General features: G+C 70.0%; 18 protein-coding genes. 8 read left to right on the forward strand and 10 right to left on the reverse strand.

Translation table 11 applies throughout. The features are described 5' to 3' along the window. Positions 1-212: 212 nt before the first annotated feature. Positions 213-1,046 (reverse strand): outer membrane protein, encoded by an 834-nt coding sequence (locus MET9862_RS22970; protein ID WP_041371364.1) that lies wholly within the window; start codon positions 1,044-1,046, stop codon positions 213-215. Positions 1,047-1,624: 578 nt separating this feature from the next. Between MET9862_RS22970 and MET9862_RS22975 the strand changes: the two genes are divergently transcribed. Then, positions 1,625-2,920 (forward strand): RNA-guided endonuclease InsQ/TnpB family protein, encoded by a 1,296-nt coding sequence (locus MET9862_RS22975; RefSeq protein WP_012454442.1) that lies wholly within the window; start codon positions 1,625-1,627, stop codon positions 2,918-2,920. Between the two features lie 434 nt (positions 2,921-3,354). Next, entirely contained in the window at positions 3,355-4,914 is a 1,560-nt protein-coding gene (locus MET9862_RS22980; protein WP_012454443.1) for a zinc finger domain-containing protein, read from the forward strand. Positions 4,915-5,476: 562 nt separating this feature from the next. Here the strand turns inward: MET9862_RS22980 and MET9862_RS22985 are convergent. The 6 genes from MET9862_RS22985 to MET9862_RS23010 form a co-directional block, all read right to left on the reverse strand. Beyond that, positions 5,477-5,947: a DUF411 domain-containing protein gene (locus tag MET9862_RS22985; RefSeq protein ID WP_012454444.1), complete on the reverse strand. Its 471-nt coding sequence runs from the start codon at positions 5,945-5,947 to the stop codon at positions 5,477-5,479. Positions 5,948-5,997: 50 nt separating this feature from the next. After that, positions 5,998-9,162, reverse strand: a complete 3,165-nt coding sequence (locus MET9862_RS22990; RefSeq protein WP_142585169.1) for an efflux RND transporter permease subunit — start codon at positions 9,160-9,162, stop codon at positions 5,998-6,000. Further along, positions 9,159-10,688, reverse strand: coding sequence for an efflux RND transporter periplasmic adaptor subunit (locus MET9862_RS22995; RefSeq protein ID WP_142585170.1), 1,530 nt, complete (start codon positions 10,686-10,688; stop codon positions 9,159-9,161). Before MET9862_RS22995 ends, MET9862_RS22990 begins: the two co-directional genes overlap by 4 nt. Continuing rightward, the gene (locus MET9862_RS23000) at positions 10,688-11,236 is read right to left on the reverse strand and encodes a FixH family protein (protein ID WP_012454447.1); all 549 of its coding nucleotides are present in this window, start codon (positions 11,234-11,236) and stop codon (positions 10,688-10,690) included. The genes MET9862_RS22995 and MET9862_RS23000 overlap by 1 nt, the downstream gene beginning before the upstream one ends. A 237-nt stretch (positions 11,237-11,473) precedes the next feature. Then, positions 11,474-11,875 carry a hypothetical protein gene (locus MET9862_RS23005; RefSeq protein ID WP_012454448.1) on the reverse strand — a complete coding sequence of 134 codons (402 nt, stop codon included), beginning with the start codon at positions 11,873-11,875 and terminating at the stop codon, positions 11,474-11,476. A gap of 135 nt (positions 11,876-12,010) precedes the next feature. Then, positions 12,011-12,295, reverse strand: coding sequence for a hypothetical protein (locus tag MET9862_RS23010; protein WP_012454449.1), 285 nt, complete (start codon positions 12,293-12,295; stop codon positions 12,011-12,013). A gap of 220 nt (positions 12,296-12,515) precedes the next feature. On the opposite strand from MET9862_RS23010, the gene MET9862_RS23015 reads away from it, so the two are divergent. Then, positions 12,516-12,908: a hypothetical protein gene (locus tag MET9862_RS23015; RefSeq protein WP_012454450.1), complete on the forward strand. Its 393-nt coding sequence runs from the start codon at positions 12,516-12,518 to the stop codon at positions 12,906-12,908. Next, positions 12,905-13,450: a hypothetical protein gene (locus MET9862_RS23020; RefSeq protein WP_012454451.1), complete on the forward strand. Its 546-nt coding sequence runs from the start codon at positions 12,905-12,907 to the stop codon at positions 13,448-13,450. Before MET9862_RS23015 ends, MET9862_RS23020 begins: the two co-directional genes overlap by 4 nt. Here MET9862_RS23020 and MET9862_RS23025 read toward each other — a convergent pair. Further along, on the reverse strand, positions 13,381-14,613 hold the full coding sequence (locus MET9862_RS23025; protein WP_142585171.1) for an RNA-guided endonuclease InsQ/TnpB family protein: 1,233 nt from the start codon (positions 14,611-14,613) through the stop codon (positions 13,381-13,383). The genes MET9862_RS23020 and MET9862_RS23025 overlap by 70 nt on opposite strands. On the opposite strand from MET9862_RS23025, the gene MET9862_RS30260 reads away from it, so the two are divergent. Then, a complete protein-coding gene (locus MET9862_RS30260) occupies positions 14,601-15,173 on the forward strand; it encodes a hypothetical protein (protein ID WP_244409849.1) in 573 nt (190 codons plus the stop codon). The genes MET9862_RS23025 and MET9862_RS30260 overlap by 13 nt on opposite strands. A 65-nt stretch (positions 15,174-15,238) precedes the next feature. On the opposite strand, the gene MET9862_RS23035 is transcribed toward MET9862_RS30260, so the two are convergent. Beyond that, complete coding sequence (locus MET9862_RS23035; protein WP_012454454.1) at positions 15,239-15,889, reverse strand: NrsF family protein; 651 nt, start codon at positions 15,887-15,889, stop codon at positions 15,239-15,241. After that, on the reverse strand, positions 15,886-16,440 hold the full coding sequence (locus MET9862_RS23040) for a sigma-70 family RNA polymerase sigma factor (protein WP_012454455.1): 555 nt from the start codon (positions 16,438-16,440) through the stop codon (positions 15,886-15,888). The genes MET9862_RS23035 and MET9862_RS23040 overlap by 4 nt, the downstream gene beginning before the upstream one ends. A gap of 432 nt (positions 16,441-16,872) precedes the next feature. Between MET9862_RS23040 and MET9862_RS29590 the strand changes: the two genes are divergently transcribed. From MET9862_RS29590 to MET9862_RS23055, 3 genes are all read left to right on the forward strand, one after another. Continuing rightward, positions 16,873-17,115, forward strand: a complete 243-nt coding sequence (locus MET9862_RS29590; RefSeq protein ID WP_012454456.1) for a hypothetical protein — start codon at positions 16,873-16,875, stop codon at positions 17,113-17,115. Positions 17,116-17,391: 276 nt separating this feature from the next. Further along, complete coding sequence (locus MET9862_RS23050; RefSeq protein ID WP_012454457.1) at positions 17,392-17,763, forward strand: DUF305 domain-containing protein; 372 nt, start codon at positions 17,392-17,394, stop codon at positions 17,761-17,763. A 799-nt stretch (positions 17,764-18,562) separates the two neighbouring features. Further along, a complete protein-coding gene (locus MET9862_RS23055) occupies positions 18,563-18,796 on the forward strand; it encodes a hypothetical protein (RefSeq protein WP_041371369.1) in 234 nt (77 codons plus the stop codon). The last annotated feature ends 426 nt before the right edge of the window (positions 18,797-19,222 follow it).

Here is a 19,222-nt window from a genome sequence, read left to right on the forward strand (position 1 = left end):
ACCGGGCGACTTGCCGGCGCCGGCCTGCGCGCCCGCGTCACCGCCACCGAGAAGAAGCTCGGCGACCTCTTCGTGCACCACGTCACGGTGGAGGAGGGCTGCAAGCCAATCGCCCCTGCCGTGCACGCACCCCCATCCTGCCCGCGTGGTGGCCGCCGTCCCGGCTCGGGGGAGCCCGCGACCGGCGCGAGTGCGCGCGGGACCGCGCGACCTCAGTACCGGCGCACCAGCGGCGCCTGCTCGGCCGGGGCGGTCGCGGCCCACGGTGCCCAGCGCAAGCCGAGCTTCACGTCGTGCGAATCGACGTTCTTGAAGGTCAGCGCCTCGCAAGACCCGCACTGGCCGGCATAGTTGTAGACCGTGCCGGTCTTTCCGTCTCCGAGATTGAGGTAGCGGTATGCGAGCTCGACCGTGAAGCTCGGGCTCACCTCGTAGCCGACACCCGCGTGCAACGCCCAAGCGAGGTTTGTCTTCGAGCCTGCCTTCGCGTAGGCGAGGCCCTGCGTGACGACGTTCGTGTCCTTGAAATTGTCGAGCGTGATCCGCACCGCGCCGACGCCGGCGCCCAGGAACGGCGTGAGGCCGTACCAATTGCCGAGATCGACGTAGCCGTTGAGGAGCACGGCCAATTCACGCTTCGACGCGGTGTACTCGTCGGTGCCGTACCCGAGCGGCAGGCTCGCGTCGCGGTAGCGCTCAAGCCCGGTGAACGCGGCGGCGCTGCGATACTCGCCCGTGACGTCGGCCCGGAACCACCGGCCGAAGCGGTAGCCGGCGCCGCCGCCCGCGAGCGGGGCGCCCGCGAAACCGAGATTGACCTTCTCGATCGTCCCGAGCGCGTCCAGGCTGTTGGAGAGCCGTTCCACGGATTGGTTGCTGAAACCGATGTCGCCGCGGAGGTAAAAGCCCGACACCTCGGCCTCCGGCGCGAGCGTTCCGCGCAGTTCCGGCATCGGCGCGGCCGGCGGCAGGTCAGCCGCGTGTGACGGTGCCGCGAACGTCGCGGAGATCAGGCCGCAGCCGAGCAGGCCGAGCGTTCGCGCCATTTCACCGATCCCACCCATCGTCAGGTCCCTCACCTGCAGTCCCCGTCACCGAACCCTCCCACGGCACGGTTGATGTCCCCTTAACGTACCCCGTGGGGGTAACGATCGACGGGGCGCTGCCATCGTCGGCAGGAGCTGAGGCCTTCGTGGGTCTAGGCGTCCGCGCGGCGCCTTCAAGACGAGGTCATTCGGCCCGGATAGGCTCCGAACTTCACCCGATCCGGAGACTTCGCCGACCCGCTGCGCCGATTACCCCCTAGGGGTTTGCAACCGCTTCAGGCCGCTCGTGCGTTACTCGATCCCGAACGGGGGATCTCAACTGCAGGAAACGACCCGGGAGGGATACGCGATGCTCAAACGGGTTCTCTACGTCTCCGCACTTGCCCTGGTCTTGGTCCCGACCGGGGCAGGTGCCGTGGGCCTTGGGATGACACGGCCGCCCTACGGCGCGGCGTCCGATCACGGTTCGAGCGCCGGCCTCGGACCGACCGGCACGACACTCCGGGTACATAATCGCCCGGTCTTCCTCGGCTGCGTTTACCGTAGAAGCGCGGAAGGCCCCGTCCTTCAGGGCGGGGATGGATAGCGCCGGCCGCGACAGAAGCCTGCCCGGGCACCGATCCAATCCCTTTGCCTTCGTTCCGCATTCGTTCTATCCTCGGCCTGTGCTTCGCGTCCAGGCATACCGGTTCGTTCTCCGGCCCGACGGCGCGCAGGAACGGCTCATGCGCCGCTCCTGCGGCGCGCGCCGCTACGTCTTCAACAGGGCCCTCGCCCTGCAGAAGGAACGGTATGCCGCCGGTGACAAGCACCTCTCCTACGCCGACCTCTGCAAGCACCTCACCGCCTGGAAGGCCGACCCCGCCACCGCCTGGCTCAAGGAGGTGCACAGCCAGGCCCTGCAGCAGGCGCTCAAGGACCTCGACCGCGCTTACCGCAACTTCTTCGAGGGACGGGCCGAGCTCCCCCGCTTCAAGAGGAAGGGCAAGGACGACGCCTTCCGCCACCCGCAGAAGGTCGAACTCGACCAGCCGAACGGGCGCATCCGCGTGCCCAAGCTCGGTTGGATGCGCTACCGCGCGAGCAGGCTTGTCGAGGGCGAGATCGGGCAGGGCACCGTCTCGCTGAGGGCCGGCAAGTGGCACGTCTCGGTCCAGACCAAGCGCGAGGTTGAGAAGCCGGTCCACCCGTCGACGACGCTTGTCGGCATCGACGTCGGCGTGACGCGTTTCGCCACGCTGTCGGACGGCACGGTCATCGAGCCGGCGAACGCGTTCCGCAAGGCCGAGGCGTCGCTCGCGAAGGCGCAGCGGGCGATGGCCCGCAAGATCAGGTTCAGCAGCAACTGGAGGAAGGCGAAGGCGAAGGTACAACGGGTCCAGGCACGCATCGCCCGCATCCGCTCCGACTTCCTGCACAAGGCCTCGACGACCGTCAGCAAGAACCACGCGGTGGTCTGCGTCGAGGACCTGGACGTGCGGGCGATGACGGCGAGCGCGGCCGGGACGGTCGAGGAGCCGGGCGTGAACGTCCGGCAGAAGGCTGGCCTGAACAAGGCGATCCTGGACCAGGGCTGGGGCGAGTTCCGCCGGCAGGTCGGGTACAAGCAGAAGTGGCTCGGCGGCTGGCTGCTGCCGGTGCCGGCTCCGAACACGAGCCGGACGTGCCCCGAGTGCGGGCACGTGGCGGCGGGGAACCGCCCGAGCCAGGCCGTGTTCTGGTGCGTGGCGTGCGGGTACGCGGCGAACGCGGACGACGTGGCGTCGATCAACATCGCAAGGGCGGGGCACGCCCGGTTAGCCTACGGAGAGACTTCGCCCGTGAGGGCGTCGGCCCAGGAACCCACCGAGGCGGGTCCGGCCCTGGCGGCCTGACACGCGGTAGGAATCCCCGTCCTTCAGGGCGGGGAGGATGTCAATCCTATCACGAGTGCGATCATCTCGCCCACGACCGCGGCTTCTACAAGCACTTCACGCGCCATGATCACGCCACCAGCCATCATGGCCCGTCGTACGCCTGCTTCGGCCAGTAGGAACCGAGGCGGCCCTCGCTTTCGCCGCGGGACGAGTGCGTAGACGGCTTCGAGGATGGCAGCACGTCGACCCGGCGTCCGGTGCCGTTCGGCCCGAACGTACATCGGGCCAGCCGGTCCGGGCACGTCGTTGCCGGGTGGCGCCGGCAAGTCTAGAAGGGCGCGCCCGGCCCGAGCCGGTGGGCCGAGGGGTGACCGCCGCGTCGTCTCCCTCGGCGGGCGACCGTCCCTGGCCGGCACGCCAAAGACTGTTTCGACGGACGCTAGAGCCCCCGGATGGCGAGCAACACCAAGCCCGAAGGCAAAGGGAAGCTGTCGGAGGTCGAAGCGGCGATCCGCCTGCGGATGTCGCCGGAACTGCTCGAACACTTCACGCGCTACGGGGCCAAGGCCGGCATCCGGCGCAAGCTCGCGTGCGAGACCGCGGACGGGCTGCGCTGGTACGAGGAAGCCGAGCTCGCCGCCTTCGACAAGTTCCTGCGGGAACCTTGGCCGGTCAAGGAAGGCAAGACGCGTCCGCACATGCCCGAGAAGGTCCGCCTGGAGATCAAGCTTGAGGCGAACTGCGGCTGCGCGATCTGCAACCACGGCGCGAACTGCGAGGCCGCGCATATCGAGCCCGTCTCGCAAACCCTGTGCCACCATCCCGCCGGTCTCATCTGGCTCTGCCCGAACCACCACACGGACTTCGACAAGGGCCTGTACATGCCCCGCGACGTCGACCTCGCGACCGTGCGGGCCGTGAAGCAGATGCTCGTCAACCGGCGCGTGCGGGGGTGGACCATCGAACGGAACGCGAGCCTCGCCGTCCTGCAACTCGTCCGGCAGATCGAGGAGATCGGCGGCCTGCTGGCCAACGCGCAGTTCGCCGCGGCCCACGGCGCCGCGGTTGCCCTCGCTGAACAGGACATCGTCGCGCTGGAAGAGACCGCGAGCAGGGCCGCGACCGCGAAGCCGACGGCCGGTCCCGTCAGCCGGTCCTACGGCAAGTTCGCGGCCAAGGTCGCCAGCTCGGCGAAGGGAGCCCGGGCGCTGCCCGAGGCTCGGATACCGACGTTCGCCGCGGCCGTCGTCGAGGCGCGGGACGAGTTCCTGCGGGACGCCTCGATGACCGCCTGCCCGCTCTGCGGGGGTGCGGGCTCGTGGGACGGCTCCGATTGCCCGGCCTGCGGGGGCGAGGGCTACATCGGCACGGCGGAGGCCCGCCGAATCGACGCATCGGCTTACCAAGCGGTGGATTGCCCGGTCTGCGACGGGCTGGGCCAGCGCAACGGGAGCCCATGCACGGCCTGCGGCGGCGAGCGTCGCATGCAGCGTCGCCACGCGGAAGCGGTCGACGCCAGGGACTACCAGGAAGTGCCCTGTCCCGTCTGCGCGGGCGTGGGGCGCCGGCAGGGCGAGGAGTGCCCGGCCTGCGGCGGCGAGAGGTCGATGGAGCGGCACGTCGCCGACAGGATCGATCCAACCGCATACGACGAGGTCGATTGCCCCCTCTGCCACGGAAGCGGGCGACGGGACGGCCTCGATTGCCCCGTGTGCCAGGGCGACGGGCGGGTCGAGGCACGGCACGCCGAGCGCATCGACCTATCGGACTACGCCGAGGTGCCGTGCCGCCTCTGCGACGGCAGCGGACAGGTCAACGGCTACGACTGCCCACCCTGTGGCGGCGACGGGCGCATGGAGCGGCAACTGGCGGATCGGTACGACTGGTCGCAATATGACTTGGTGACGTGCCCGAGCTGCAAGGGGACGGGGCAGCGGCACGACTTCGATTGCCGGTCCTGTGGCGGCGAGGGTCAGGTGTACCGGCGGCAGCTCGCTTGGATCGAGGATTAGCGGCGCGACCCTGCCGTTTTCCCCGAGGTCCCAACGCGAGGGCGACCGGCGCTTCGACCGCCCAGTCCGAAGGCCACCGTCACGGCGCGTCGCCCGATTCGGGTGCCCCGGGTTCGAACCATATGTCGGCCGGGCTCGCGACGACCGTGACGTCGTGGGCTCCTTAAGTCCAGCCACAGCGCGGTGGGTGGGCCTCGCGTTGAGAAGACCGGCACCGCCGCCAGTGCCGCCGCGGCGTCCCCGGTTGACCTGCGGCGAGGCCTCAGGATGGCTATCGTCACCGCACGCAATCCTCAGCACGACGGCGCCGTCGGTGTCACCGGCCCCCGGGGCCCTAGAACAGGAACCGCCTCGGCTCCTCCGCCTGTGGCGAACGTTGCCGAAGTGGCACGAGCCGGCCCATCTCTTGCTCCTGTTGACGATGGCGACGGCGAAGCACGGGCCGACGCCGCAAGCCACGCCGTCGTCCGCGTCGTGCTCGACGGTCAAAGCCGCGGCGTTCCGGTCGACCTCGGACAATAAGCCTTCCTGCTTGCCACGGCGGGCGTGCCGCCATGCCCGGCTAGACGGCCTGCCCGCCGCGAAACCGCGCGAAGGTGGTGCGCCCGCCGGGGCCGAACAGCACCACCTCGTAGGTGGCCGGCTCCACCCCTTCGACCTCCATGCCGGGCGAGCCGACCGGCATGCCGGGCACGGCGAGGCCGGTGGCGGACGGCTTCTCCGCGAGCAGCCGCTTGATGGCCGACGCGGGCACGTGCCCCTCGACGACGTAGCCGCCGACCTGGGCCGTGTGGCACGAGGCCAGCTCCCGCGGCACCCCGAGCCTCGCCTTGACCGGGTTCACGGGGGCGTTCACGACCTGGACGCGGAAACCCTCGTCGCGCAGGTGCTTGACCCAGGCCTCGCAGCAACCGCAGCTCGGGTCCTTCGTGGCGACGACCTCCGGCAGATCCTCCGCCCATGCCGCCTGTACGCCGACCGCCGCCAGGCCGAGGACCACGATGCGCCGGGACGGTCGGAATAGTTCGCTCATAGTCGACTCCTGTCTTCTCACGGCCGCCGGGACGGCCTGTCCAGCCACGCTCACTCGGCGGCCCGGGGAAGCCCCGCTTGCACGGCGGCCGACCCTTCCTGCCGAAGCGCCAGCCTCCGTCCCTTCACGAGCCCGTAGATGGCCGGGATCACGACGAGGGTCAGCACGGTCGAGGAGACCATGCCGCCGATCATGGGCACCGCGATCCGCTGCATGATCTCCGACCCCGCGCCGGAGCTCCAGAGGATGGGCAGCAGGCCCGCCATGATGGCGACGACCGTCATCATCTTCGGGCGCACCCGCTCGACCGCCCCGACCATGATGGCTTGGTACAGGTCCGCACGCGTGCTCTCCCGCCCGGCGGCCAGGGCGGCGGCCCGCCGCTCGTCCCAGGCATGGTCGAGGTAGACCAGCATGATCACGCCGGTCTCCGCGGCAACGCCGGCGAGCGCGATGAATCCCACCGCCACCGCGACCGACATGTTGAAGCCCATCCACCACATCAGCCACACCCCGCCGACCAGGGCGAAGGGCAGGGACAGCATGACGATGAGCGTCTCGGTGAGGCGCCGGAAGTTGAGGTAGAGGAGCAGGAAGATGACGAGCAGGGTCACGGGCACCACGATCTTCAGCCTGGCCTCCGCCCGCTCCAGGTACTCGAACTGCCCGCTCCACTGGATGCTCATGCCCTGCGGGAGCTGGACCTCCGTGTTGACCGCGTTCCTGGCCTCGGCGACGTAGCCGCCGAGATCGCGCCCGCTCAGGTCGACGAAGATGTAGACCGCGAGCTGCCCGTTCTCGGTGCGGATCGAGGTCGGCCCCCGGGTCAGCTGGACCTTGGCCACCTCGCCCAGCGGAACCGTGCCGCCGGCCGGCAACGGCACCTGCACTTCGGTGGCGATGGATTGCGGATTTGAACGGAAGGCGCGCGGGTAGCGCACGTTGACGGTGTAGCGCTCGCGGCCCTCGACCGTGTTCGTGACGCTCTCGCCGCCGAGCGCCGTCGCGATGATGTCCTGCACGTCCCCGACCATGAGGCCGTAGCGCCCGAGCGCCTCCCGATCCGGCGTGATGTCGAGGAAGTAGCCGCCGATGACCCGCTCCGCGTAGGCGCTCGACGTGCCCGGCACGTTGCGCACGACCGCCTCGACCTGCCGGGCGACCTTCTCCATCTCGGTCAGGTCGGTGCCGTAGATCTTGATTCCGACCGGCGTGCGGATGCCGGTCGAGAGCATGTCGATGCGGGCCCGGATCGGCTGCGTCCAGGCATTCGACACACCGGGAAACTGCAGGGCCTTGTCCATCTCGGCCTTGAGGCTCGCCAGCGTCACGCCGGGACGCCACTCCGCCTTCGGCTTCAGGGTGATGATGGTCTCGAACATCTCGGTGGGGGCGGGGTCCGTCGCCGTCGAGGCGCGCCCCGCCTTGCCGTAGACGGAGGCCACCTCGGGGAAGGACTTGATGATGCGGTCCTGGGTCGCCAGCAGCTCCCCGGCCTGGGTCACCGAGATGCCCGGCAGGGTCGTGGGCATGTACATCAGGGTGCCCTCGTTCAGGTCCGGCATGAACTCGGAGCCGAGCTGGCGGGCCGGCCAGATGGTCAGGCCGAGCGCCGCCACCGCCAGCAGGATGGTCAGCACCTTGGCCCGGAGCACGACCCTGATGACCGGGCGGTAGACCCAGATCAGGAGGCAGTTCAGCGGGTTGCGGTGCTCGGGGATGATGCGCCCGCGCACGAACAGCACCATGAGGGCCGGCACCAGGGTCACCGACAGGAGCGCGGCCGCCGCCATGGCGAAGGTCTTGGTGAAGGCGAGCGGCCCGAACAGGCGCCCCTCCTGACTCTCCAGGGTGAAGATCGGCAGGAAGCTTACCGTGATCACCAGGAGGGAGAAGAACAGCGAGGGGCCGACCTCGGCCGCGGCCTCCACCAGGATCTCGACCCGGGGCTTGCCCGGGGGCGCCCGCTCCAGGTGCTTGTGGGCGTTCTCGATCATGACGATGGCGGCGTCGATCATGGCCCCGACCGCGATGGCGATGCCGCCCAGCGACATGATGTTGGCGCCGATCCCGAGGAGATGCATCGCGCCGAGCGCCATCAGGATGCCGACCGGCAGCATCAGGATGGCCACCAGCGCGCTGCGCAGGTGCAGCAGGAACACGATGCAGACGAGCGCCACGATGACGCTCTCCTCGACCAGCGTGTGCTTCAGGGTGTCGATGGCCGCCTCGATCAGCTGCGAGCGGTCGTAGACCGGCAGGATCTCGGTGCCCTTCGGCAGGCTCGCGGCGACCTCGGCCAGGCGCTGCTTGGCGCCCTCGATGACGTTGAGGGCGTTGGCGCCGAAGCGCTGCAGGATGATGCCGCCCGCGACCTCGCCCTCGCCGTTCAGCTCGGTGATGCCGCGCCGCTCGTCCGGCCCGAGCTCGACCCGGGCGATGTCCCGCACCCGCAGCGGGGTGCCGGCCTCGGTCTTCAGCACGATGTTCTCGATGTCGGCGACGCTCTTCAGGTAGCCGCGCCCGCGCACCATGAACTCGAACTCGGAGAGCTCGACCGTGCGGCCGCCGACATCCGCGTTGCTCGACCGGATCGCCTCCCGGAGCCTGCTGAGCGGGATGCCCTGGGCGCGCAGGCGGTTCGGGTCGACGACGACGTTGTACTGCTTCACGAAGCCGCCGACGCCCGCGACCTCGGCCACGCCCTCGGCGCGCGAGGCCCCGAAGCGCACCACCCAGTCCTGAAGCGAGCGCAGCTCGGCGAGCGTCTGCTGCTTGGCCACGATGGCGTACTGGTAGACCCAGCCCACGCCCGTCGCGTCGGGCCCGAGCGTCGGCGTCACGCCGGTCGGCAGGCGCTTGCCGGCCGCGCTCAGGTATTCGAGCACGCGCGAGCGGGCCCAGTACGGGTCGGTGCCGTCCTCGAAGATGACGTAGACGAACGAGACCCCGAAGAAGGAGAAGCCGCGTACCACCTTCGACCTCGGCACCGTCAGCATGGCGGTGGTCAGCGGGTAGGTGACCTGGTCCTCGACGACCTGGGGCGCCTGCCCCGGGTACTCGGTGTAGACGATGGTCTGCACGTCCGAGAGGTCCGGGATGGCGTCGAGCGGCAGGGTGCGCACGCTGTAGAGACCGGCCGCCACCACGAAGACGGTCCCGATCAGCACCAGGACGAGGTTGCGGGCCGACCAGCCGATGAGGCGCGCGATCATTCTGGCTTCTCCTCGGCCTGCGCCCGGGGCTCGGCGGGGGGCTTGGGCGCGGCCATGCTCTGCAGCGCCGCCTTCAGGTTGCTCTCGGCGTCTATGAGGAAGTTGGCCGCGGTCACGACTTGCTCGCCGGCCTGCACACCCTCGCGGATCTCGGTGTAGCCCTCGCCGCGGGCGCCGACCTTGACCTCGCGCGGCTCGAAGCGACCCTCGCCCTTGTCCACGAGCACGACCTGGCGCGCGCCCGTGTCGATGACGGCATCGTTCGGGACCGCGACGACAGGCTTCGTCGCCCCGGTCCCGATCTCGACGTCGGCGTACATGTCGGGCAGCAGTACCCCGTCGGGGTTCGGCAACTCGATGCGCACGCGGGTGGTGCGGGTTTGCGTGTTCACCTGCGGGTAGATCAGCCCGACCCTGCCGGTGAAGCTGCGCCCGGGTAGCGAGCGCACGCGCACGCTGACGGGCTGGCCGACCTTGACATTGCCGAGGTCGTACTCGGGCACGTCGGCCAGCACCCACATCACCGAGATGTCGGCGATCCGGAACAGGGTGTCGCCGGCCGCAGCCTTCATGCCCTCGATGGCGGTGCGCTGCAGCACGAGGCCGTCCCGGGGCGCGGACCAGGTGATGGCCATCGGCACCTTCCGGGTCCGCTCCATCTCGTTGATCACCTCCTCCGAGACGTTCAGGTTCTGCAGGCGCCGCCGCGCCCCGTCGAAGCCGGGATTTGCGATGAGCTGGGCGGCGGCCGCGTTGATCTCGGGCGAGTAGACGTGGACCAGGGGCTGGCCCTTCCGCACCCGGTCGCCCGTCGTCACATTCTCGACGTGGTCGACGTAGGCATCCGAGCGTGTCGCCACGACGGTGACGCGCCGCTCGTCGAGCGTGACGGTGCCGGGGACCCGCACCGGTCGGCTGACGACGCGACGTTCGACCCGCTCGGTGCGCACGCCGGTGCGCTGGACCTTGCCGGGCGAGATCTTGACGGTGTTCCCGTCCTCGGCCTCGCCCTCGTAGACGGGGAGGTAGTCCATCCCCATCGAGTCCTTCTTCGGCACGGGCGAGGTGTCGGGCAGGCCCATCGGGTTCCGGTAGAAGAGGATCTTCCGGCCTCCACCCGGGGGCGCGGCGTAGGTGGCGTTCGCCTCGGTCTCCTTCGCCGCCGCGGGCCGCGGCTCGAAGTCGACATCCTCGCCGACATGCACCGGAAGGTAGGCGCGTCCGTCGGGCGTCCTCGCCGGCGCGAGCGCGTAAGCCGCCTTTCCGTCGGGGTCGCGGTAGTAGAGCACGGGCGCATCCGCGGCCGCGGCCGGCTTCGCGTCGCGACCGACGAGCAGACCGGAGACCGAGGCTGGGAACCATGCCGGCAGGGGCCATCCCGCCTCGCCGGCCTTCAGCCCGGCGAGGGCGCCGCCGCCGACGGCGAGGGGCAGGAGAACGAGGGTCGCGGCCCACGCCTTCGCCTGGCCGCCCGGGTGCGCGCGGTCACGTCGCCGCGCCAGGTGGATCGGTGTCGTCTGGTCCATCACTCGACGGCCCTGAGCACGAGTTGATCTTGGACGGTGCCGGTCTTGCCCGGTACCTTCGCGGCCAGCGAGAGGCGCCAGCGGCCTTCCATCGCCAGATTGGCCCTGAAGGCGTAGATGCCCGCCTCCGGGCTCGCCTCCGGCTTCATCTTACCCGTCATCGTCGGCATCCCGTCGGGTGCCATGTCGAGGCGGCGGGCGTAGACAAGCGCGTCGGCCACGGGCTTGCCGGCGCGCTTGTCGAGCAGACGCACCCTGAGTGTCGCCTCGCCCGATTTAGTCTCGGGATCCAGGAGCTCGAAGGAATAATCCTTGAGGTCCGGGGGCATAAGTGGCGCGCCCTTGGGCAGCCACGCCGCGACCGGTTCCGGAAGCCGTGCCGCGACCGCGCCGGGAATGACCCATGCGCCGCGCGCGAGCCCGTAACCGGCGCCGGCTCCCGCTAGGGCTGCTACGATGAGGACGAGCCCGAGCAGGAGCCAAGCGCCTCGCCCTGCCGGCCGGTGCTCCTCCTGGTAAGCGTCGAAAAAGTCCTCCCGGCCCGTCATGGCGCCACCCTTAGGACTGAGCGGATGGGGAGACGGGCCGCGCGTGGCTCGGGGCGTGCGGGATGCGCCGGGGCAGGACGCGGCCGCGGGGATGCGGGATGTTCGGTGGACACGGGGATGATCCTGTTCCAGAGCGTCTGGATGCGGGGCCCCGACCGTTCGGGCCGCCGCGGCGCGGCGGTGCGCGAAGGCTGCCGTGCATGCTCATGCACGGGGCGGCACCGCTCTCGGGCGTGCTCAGGAACGCGGTTTGGGAGGGGGGGCCTGCGGGGCTGCGGCCAAACTCGGCCGGATATGGTCCTGCCGAACGGGCAGGAGGACCGGGGCGACCGGGCCGCCATCGGCAGGCGGGGAGGGCAGGATCCCCGGCACGATCTTCGCGGCGCAGGCCACCGCGAAGGGACAGGCCTTGGTGTCGCGGCAGTCCGGGCCCGAGGGCTCGGGATCGCAACATGGCATGTCGTCGGGCATCGGCGCGACGTGTGGCGTCGTGACCCCGCCTTGCTGAGCGACCATGCCCCGCTGAACGCCGTCGCCCATGAAGGCGCGCGCCTGCGCGGGGGCGACGGACGCCCCGGCGATCAGGCCGAGCACGGCGAGGGCCGTGAGCAGGCGCGCTATGGTGGATCGGATCGACATCCGTTCCCAAGATCCCACTGATCGGGGGCTTTGCCTAGCCCCGGACGCGCCGGGCTCGCGACAAGTCCGGCGAATACAAGTTCGCGGGTGCGGGCCCACGGGTTACAGCCGCTCCCGCAACGTGCCCGACGCTGATCAGAACGCGGGCCCGCCCGAAGTGGCGCCGAGGTTCTGGGCCTCGGCGGGACGCTCGGGGAACTGGGCATTCCCGCGCGTGCTGCTCCTCAGGTCCCGTCCCTGAAGATCACGCCCCTCCCAATTGCGGCCGAGGCTGCCCGTCACCTCAGGCGCGGCTCCCGTTGGGCCTTCCAGGACGCTCCAGCCCGCCGAGGGAACGGCCTCGCCGGTCAGGCTCGGGTGCGCCCAAGCGCCGCCGGTCATGAGAGTGGAGGCCACCAAGGTCGCAAGCACGTATTTCATCGAATGCTCCATCGTCGTTCGCGTTTGCCTTCACGGCGCCGCTACCAACGACTTCGGGACGCGCGGACGATCCGTTACAGAGACCGGTGCCGGACCTCATATCCGCGGGGACTGAAGTTCTGTGGAAGTCGAACGGAGCCCCAACTCCGACGTTGTCGGGCCTCCGGGTGTCGGGCATAATTCCCACGGTCCGAAACACGTGTGGCTCCAGAGGCATCCCGTGCGTCCCGAGGTAAACAGGGAAGTCGTGAACGACCGTGCCAAGCTGATGATCCATCGGCTGGTGGCGCGTCGGCTCGCGCGCGACCCGGGCATCCTCGATAGCGCCAAGATGGCCGTCATGCGGCTTGAGGCGGACTACCCCGAGCGCGCCTTCGTCTCCGAGTGGCGCGAGATCCTCGGGCAGCCGCCGGGGACGATCCGGCAACTCCTCACCCGGCGGGACGAGGGCATGCAGCGGCTTCGGCTGTCCTCGCCGTTTCTGGAAGGGGAGGGCGTGTCGTTCGTGCGCGACCCGAACGTCCGGAAGCGGATCTGGCGCCTGGCACGTAAAGGCGCGGCCGCCCAACGCGCGGGGCATGCCGGCCGCCAAGGCTCCTCCGTTCCGGCGTGAGCCGTCCGATTGAGATCCGGACGGTCGCGGACCTGGAGCGCACCGCCCGTTCGCTGGCGTTGCACTTCAAGGCCCGCACCGTGGTGGTCGTTGGCAGCCAGGGCATCCTCGTGGGCTGGCCCGGCGCGCCGGTCACGATGTGCATGTCGCCCGAGATCGACGCCTATCCCGCCAACGCTCGGGCCTGGGAGGCAGCCCAAGACGACGACCTCGCGGAGGCATCCGAAGAGATCTCCGTCATCTTCGGCGAGGGCTCGCACTTCCACACGGCGCACGGTTTCTACATCGACGGCGTCGACGACCGCACCGCCCGCCTGCCGCCCTCGTGGCCCTCGCGCGCGGTGGTGCGGGAGGTGAGAGGCCACGGCACGGCGACCGTGACGGTGGTGGCCCTCGGTCCGGAGGACCTGATCGTTTCGGTCATTCGTCATTTGGGGTTGATGACCCCATCTGACCTTCTCCAGCGCCGCCCTCAGGCGGCGAGGAGCGTCCCGGGACGACGCACGGCCCGACGGCCCGCGTTGGCGTCCCCGAGGGGCTGACCCCCCTCGCTCGCGGCCTTGACCGCGAGACCTCGGTCGCGGATCACCCCGGCCGAATTCACGTCCCTGTGCTCGTCTAGCCCGCACGGGCAGAGGTGCCGGCGCAGCGACAGCGGCTTCGCCGCCACCGCCCTGCACTGCCGGCATTCCTGCGACGTTCCGCGGGCGTCGACGCAAATCAACTCGCCACCGGCCCTGATAGCCTTGTAGCGAACGAGATGCACGAGCTTACCCCATCCTGCGTCGAGGATGGACCTGTTCAACCCCCTCTTCTGGGTGACGTTCGTCCCCGGCTCCTCGACCGTCCCCGCCGCCGAGCGGGTCATGTTCCGGATGCGCAGGTCCTCCAGCACGACGAGCGGGTGCTCACGCGCCAACCGCGCCGAGACGCGGTGCAGATGCTGGTCCCGGGTGTTTGCCACCGCCCGGAGCTGGCGCGCCAGCCGCACCTTGACCTCGCGCCGCCGGTTCGAGCCCTTGCGGCATCGGGCGAGGGCCCGGCGGGAGACGCGGATCTCGCGCTCGCGACGCGAGGACGGGCGGACGTTCGGGATGCGCTCGCCGGTGGACAGCGTCAGCAGCGCCTCGACGCCCAGGTCGCCGCCCACCGCCTCGCCGAGCGGCGGCTTGGCCGCCACGACCTCGGTCGTCTCGATGGTGAAGCCCACGTACCAGTGCCGGCCCTTGCGCGTGAACGTCACGCCCAGGATCTTGGCGTCTCTCGGCAGTGGCCGGTCGTGGTTGAGGCGGATCGGGCGGCCGAAGCCCTTGAGCCGGATGCGGTCGCCCTCGTGCCGCAGGCCGGTGGCCTCCAGCAGGCCGAAGGTGTTCCAGCGCGAGACTGGCTTGAACCGCGGGAAGCCAGGCTTGAGCCCGCGCTTGACCCGTCCGAAGAATCCGGTGAAGCCGTCCTCGACGCGCTTGAGCGTCCAGCGACCCATGTTGGCCGGGTCGGCGCCGTGGCCCTTCGGGTCGTCGGCGCGGATGACGGTCAGGCTCTTCTGCTGGTCGAGGCGGGTGATGGCCTTTCGCCCGAGCCGCCAGGCGTCGCGGCGCTCCTGCAGGGCGGCGTTGTAGAGCAGGCGCTGGCGCTCCAGCGCCTCGGCGAGGAGGCGGTGCTGGGTGGCGGTCGGCCTGAGCTTCTGCTGGTATGTCAGGATCACGCGACAACGGTAGAACGGAATGTGAACACGTCAAGCCCGCCCGGTGGTCGATCAACCTCAAACGACGAAGAACCATCGTTTCCAAGCTCGCCCGCCTCGCCGACAAGGACAGGGACTACATCGCGGCCTACCATCGGGCGCGGCCTCTCGACCTTGCCGTCATCCAGGCGCGCGTAGCGGAATGCGGGTTCGAGGAGGTTCTGGCACAGCGTGCGCTCGCCTTCCTCGCCGGCCTTCCCTCGCCTCCCGGGCGCGCGACCGCCGCACCCGTGCGGGCAGGGACTGTCGTGCTGCCCCATCCCGCGGGGACGCACTGCGCCTTCCTCATGGACGAGGGCCGTTCGGTTTCGGTCCGCGCCTGGAACGAGGCGGCCGGGCTCTACGATATCCTCGACAATCCGCTCGGCCCGGCGGTCGTGGCGCAGGACGGGACGAGCGCCTTCCGGATCGACGGGGAGGCACTCACGCAGGCGGCGTGGGACGCGCATCCGCGCGTCCGGGCCGCGCGACAGGGCGACCTGTCCGGGTACCCACGGCCGAACTGGACGCCTCCGGGCTGACCCGCCCGTGAAGCGCGCGGCGGACCGGGAGCGGTTCCCCCGTGCGTCCGGGTGAGCCGACGGCCTTACCAGCGCAGCAGGCGAGGCCCGAGAAGCGCGCCCGCCAGCGTGCAGAGGGCAATCGTGCCGCCGTACCAGAGCGCGATGAAGGGTACGGTGTCGTCCATACAGTGAATCGCGTAGCCCATCGCGCTCACACCTCCCGAAGCGAGCCCGACCAGGGCCCCGGCCCGGACGAGGTCCGTCGGCGCGCCGAACCTCCGGACCGCCCACATCAGGGTCGCGAAGGGGACCACCGCGATCACCGGGATGGAGACGAGGCATTCGAGCCACATGTGGCCGGTGAGCATGGTCCCCCAGTGGGCCGCCGGCGCGTTGGCGAGGCTGAGGGCAGCGAGGACCATGACCGCCGCGAACGGCAGGGCCGCGATGCCGAGATGCACCCTCCTCTCGCCCCCTGGGCGAGCGATGCGACCGAGATAGCGCAGGGCCAAGCCACCGACGGCGAGGGCGAAGGCCAGCTTGGCCAACAGGAAGGTCAGTGACTTGCCTTCACCCAAGTCAGGCCGGACGCCCAATGCGAGAAGGGCGAGGCAGAGTGCCCCGGCGGCCCCGATGGCGGCCCCGAGCGCGATCCGCCGCAGCATGCCGGGAGACTTGGCAGGCTCGCTGGCGAAGCTCGCGCCGAGCAAGCCGATGAGTTCGTCGGTCTTCATTCCCCTTTGCCTCCTGCCATGGCGGCCAACGCCTTCAACCCGCGGTGGACGCTGACCTTGACGGCCGATTCCGACATGCCGGAGCGCGTCGCGGCCTCGGCCGCGCTCAGACCTTCGACCTTCATGGCCCGGATCGCCTGCTGCATCTTGCCGGGAAGGCGACCGAGCAGGCGCTCGACGTCGAGCGTGCTCTCGACGGCGGCGTGGTCGTCGCGCGCGACCAGCTCGCTCGCATCCTCGACGGGTACGTCGGCGAGGGAGGCGCGCGTACGCCGGAGGTGGTCGATGAGCTTGTAGCGCGCGATGGCGTAGAGCCAGGGCGTGACCGGTTGGCCAACGTCGTAGGTGTGCCGTCGCGTGTGAACCGCCATCAACGTTTCCTGGACGAGGTCCTCCGCCTCCGGCGCGGCGCGTCCGGAGCGCGCAAGCTTACCCTTGAAATACGCCCGCAGGTGGGGACCAAGCCGCTCCAGGAACAACCGGTAGTCCGCCGCGCTTCCGGCTAGCCCGGACGACAGCAAGGCCCGCAACTCGTCTTCCTGACTGATCAAGACGCCTCTCTCGGCCACACCGCGAAGACGCGTCTGACCCGGCCATCAAACACGTCACCGCGGCTCGCCTCGCATTCGATCCGCGCGTGCCGGCCCCGGACACGCGCCCACCCGCCCGCGCAGCCTTCGCCGGGGCTAAGGCGAACCCGAGCCGCGAGCGGGCAAGGGCTCGACCACCGGAGCGGCCGGCCCGGTACCGCCGCCTCGCACGGACGCAGTGCCCGCCAGGACCAATCCGTAGGAAACGCGCAGATGGTTACAGGGCCCCACCTGCCATTTGCCCACCCCGCGACCCAGCCCGCCCGCTGTCGGCCGGCCCCTCCATCTTGCTCGGAACGCTCGCCGAGACAACAAAAACGCCTGTATACCCACGGATCGTATATGGGGCCAAGCGCGTTCCTTGAGCCGCAGAACGACGATGGAGGTGAAGGGATGCCGAAACTGTTGCAGGTCGGGTTGCTCGTGGCCGCCGCGGCCGCATTCGGGTCCACGGCAGGGCCGGCGCGGGCGCTCGACGAAGTCGGGGCCGCCCACGGCGACCGACACGGCGCGGAGCGCCATGGACACGTCATCGAGCACAGGCAGACGCACGGCCATCATGGTAAGGCGGACCATCACGAGGAGCATCATGAGGTCGTCCGCGAGGGCGGCCACCACCGGGAAGGGCGCCACTGACAAGGGGTGCCAAGTCCCACCGACACCCTCATCCCGTCGCCCGTGGCCTTCTCGGCGACGGGCGCGCTCGCCGGGAGCTCAGCGTTCCCGTGGCGTCACCCCGGACCACGGCTGCCGGACGCCGGGGGCTGGCGGGCACGGCCATCCGGATGGCAGCCGCCTTGTGTTCGCGCCCAGCCTACGATCCAACCCAACAGAAAAGCGCGATCGGACAGCGAACCTGGACTACGCCGCCGGGTTGTACCCCCACAGGGTAATACGAACAGAGAGGCTCGCATGAAGGTAGTGAGAACCGCACTCGTTGCCACGGCACTCATGGCTTCCGGCGCGACACCGTTGCTCGCCCAAGGCGGCCAGGGCGGGTCCATGTCGGGCATGGACATGAAGAACATGGGCCCTCTGCAGAAGGCCTCCATGGAAGCCATGGACAAGATGAACAAGGCGATGATGCAAGGCATGATGGACCCCGATCCGGACTTGGCCTGGATGAAGGGCATGGCGGCACACCACCAGGGCGCGGTCGACATGTCCGAGGCCGCCATCAAGCATTCAAAGGACGAGACGGTGGTGAAGGAAGCCCGGAAGACGAAGGAGGAAAACGAAAAGAGCCTGCGCGAGATCCAGGCCAAGATCCGGAAGGAGAAGTAGATCTTCCACCCCTGGCCTCGCTGCGGACCGCCGACGGGTCAGGGCAACGACTCGACGGCTCGGCGACGCCTTGTCTGGCGGGCCCGCTAGCTACGGTCCCGGCCAGGCTCTCCGCGGGCCGGAATCACCGCCGTCCGGGTCGTCGGGGTCAGGCTGGCCGAACAACTTCTCCCCGTCGCCGAAAGCGGACACGGCCACGGCCGGAGGAGGGAGCGTCCAGCCGACGTCAGAGGATCCTGTTGGCGCTCCCCCCTGCATAAGGGACACCTGCTGTCCGTGAACTCAGGCGCGCAGGCCAAGTGCCGCGCTTGCATCGTCCGGAAGTTCGGCGGCGAGGTTGCGCCGCGGCTGCGCCGGTGCCACCGGCCGATGTCGAGACAGTCCGGTTCTGTCTCGCCCACGAATGGCGGTTCGCCCAGGATCTGTTCCGCGCCATCCCGATGAGCTGTCCCGGCCCCGAGCCCAGGATCGGTTCGGCTTGGGTTTTCCGGGCCACGTCGGGCAAGCGCGGCGGCAGCCTGCCCGCTGAGAGCCGGGTTCCGCGCGGGTGGCGGCAGGCCGCGACGCCGTCCATCTCGTCGTGTCGTCCGACCGCTGCGGTCAGGCTGCGACCGGGCCGGGCGCAGACCGGGCCCGGAGCCGCTGGGACACCGCAATGCCGGGCTGGTCTCCCCGGGGCGCGGCCCCGGGGTCTTGGCCCGACCGCAGTTCGAGATTCGAACGGTCTGCAACCTTTTCCGCGTCGGCCCCGAACTCTTCCAAGAAGCCGCCAGCTTCTTGAGAAGAGGGAAACGTAGCCATGAACCGAGCTGTCCATGCCGCCCTTCTGGGCGCCGCCTTGATGGCCTGGATGCCGGGTAACGCCCTTGCCGGCGCCTGGGACAACGTCCCCCCTGCTTGGCGCAACGAACGGTATCAGAAATTGCGTCCCGCATTCCGCTCGCTCGACGACGGCCTGACGACCGGTTCGATCCGGCGCGCGCCCCAACGCCCCGTCACCGAGCGCCCCGAGCCGGCCGGCGCTCGGCGGTGAGACGAGGCCGCGCGGTCCGTGGTGCACCCTGGCGCGGCACCGAGGACAGGATCAGGTCGCATCGCGACCATCTCGGACCCGGCACCCGGGAGGCCGAGGGGGCGGGCGTCCTAGCCTCACGGGCCGGCGCCCTCTTGCCCCGGTCAGGACTGACATCGAGGCCCCGCCCAAAGCTCGGAAGGCAAGACCGGCGTCACGGGCGCCTGGGGAGATCCGCATCGTCGCGAGCCGGCCTAGGCCGCAGGCAATCGCACCCTACGCAGAGACGCCCAAGTCACGAGCCTCCAGAAGCCCGCCGGCACGATCTCGACACCTCTCGGCCGCCGCGCGCCGGCAGCTCACCGCCTGCGGCATCGACTATTTCTTCGCCAATGGCGGCACGGATTTCCCGCCGATCGCCGAGGCCTTCGCGCGCGCGGAGGCCAC

The sequence above is a fragment of the Methylobacterium symbioticum genome, assembly GCF_902141845.1.
GTDB lineage: Bacteria > Pseudomonadota > Alphaproteobacteria > Rhizobiales > Beijerinckiaceae > Methylobacterium > Methylobacterium symbioticum.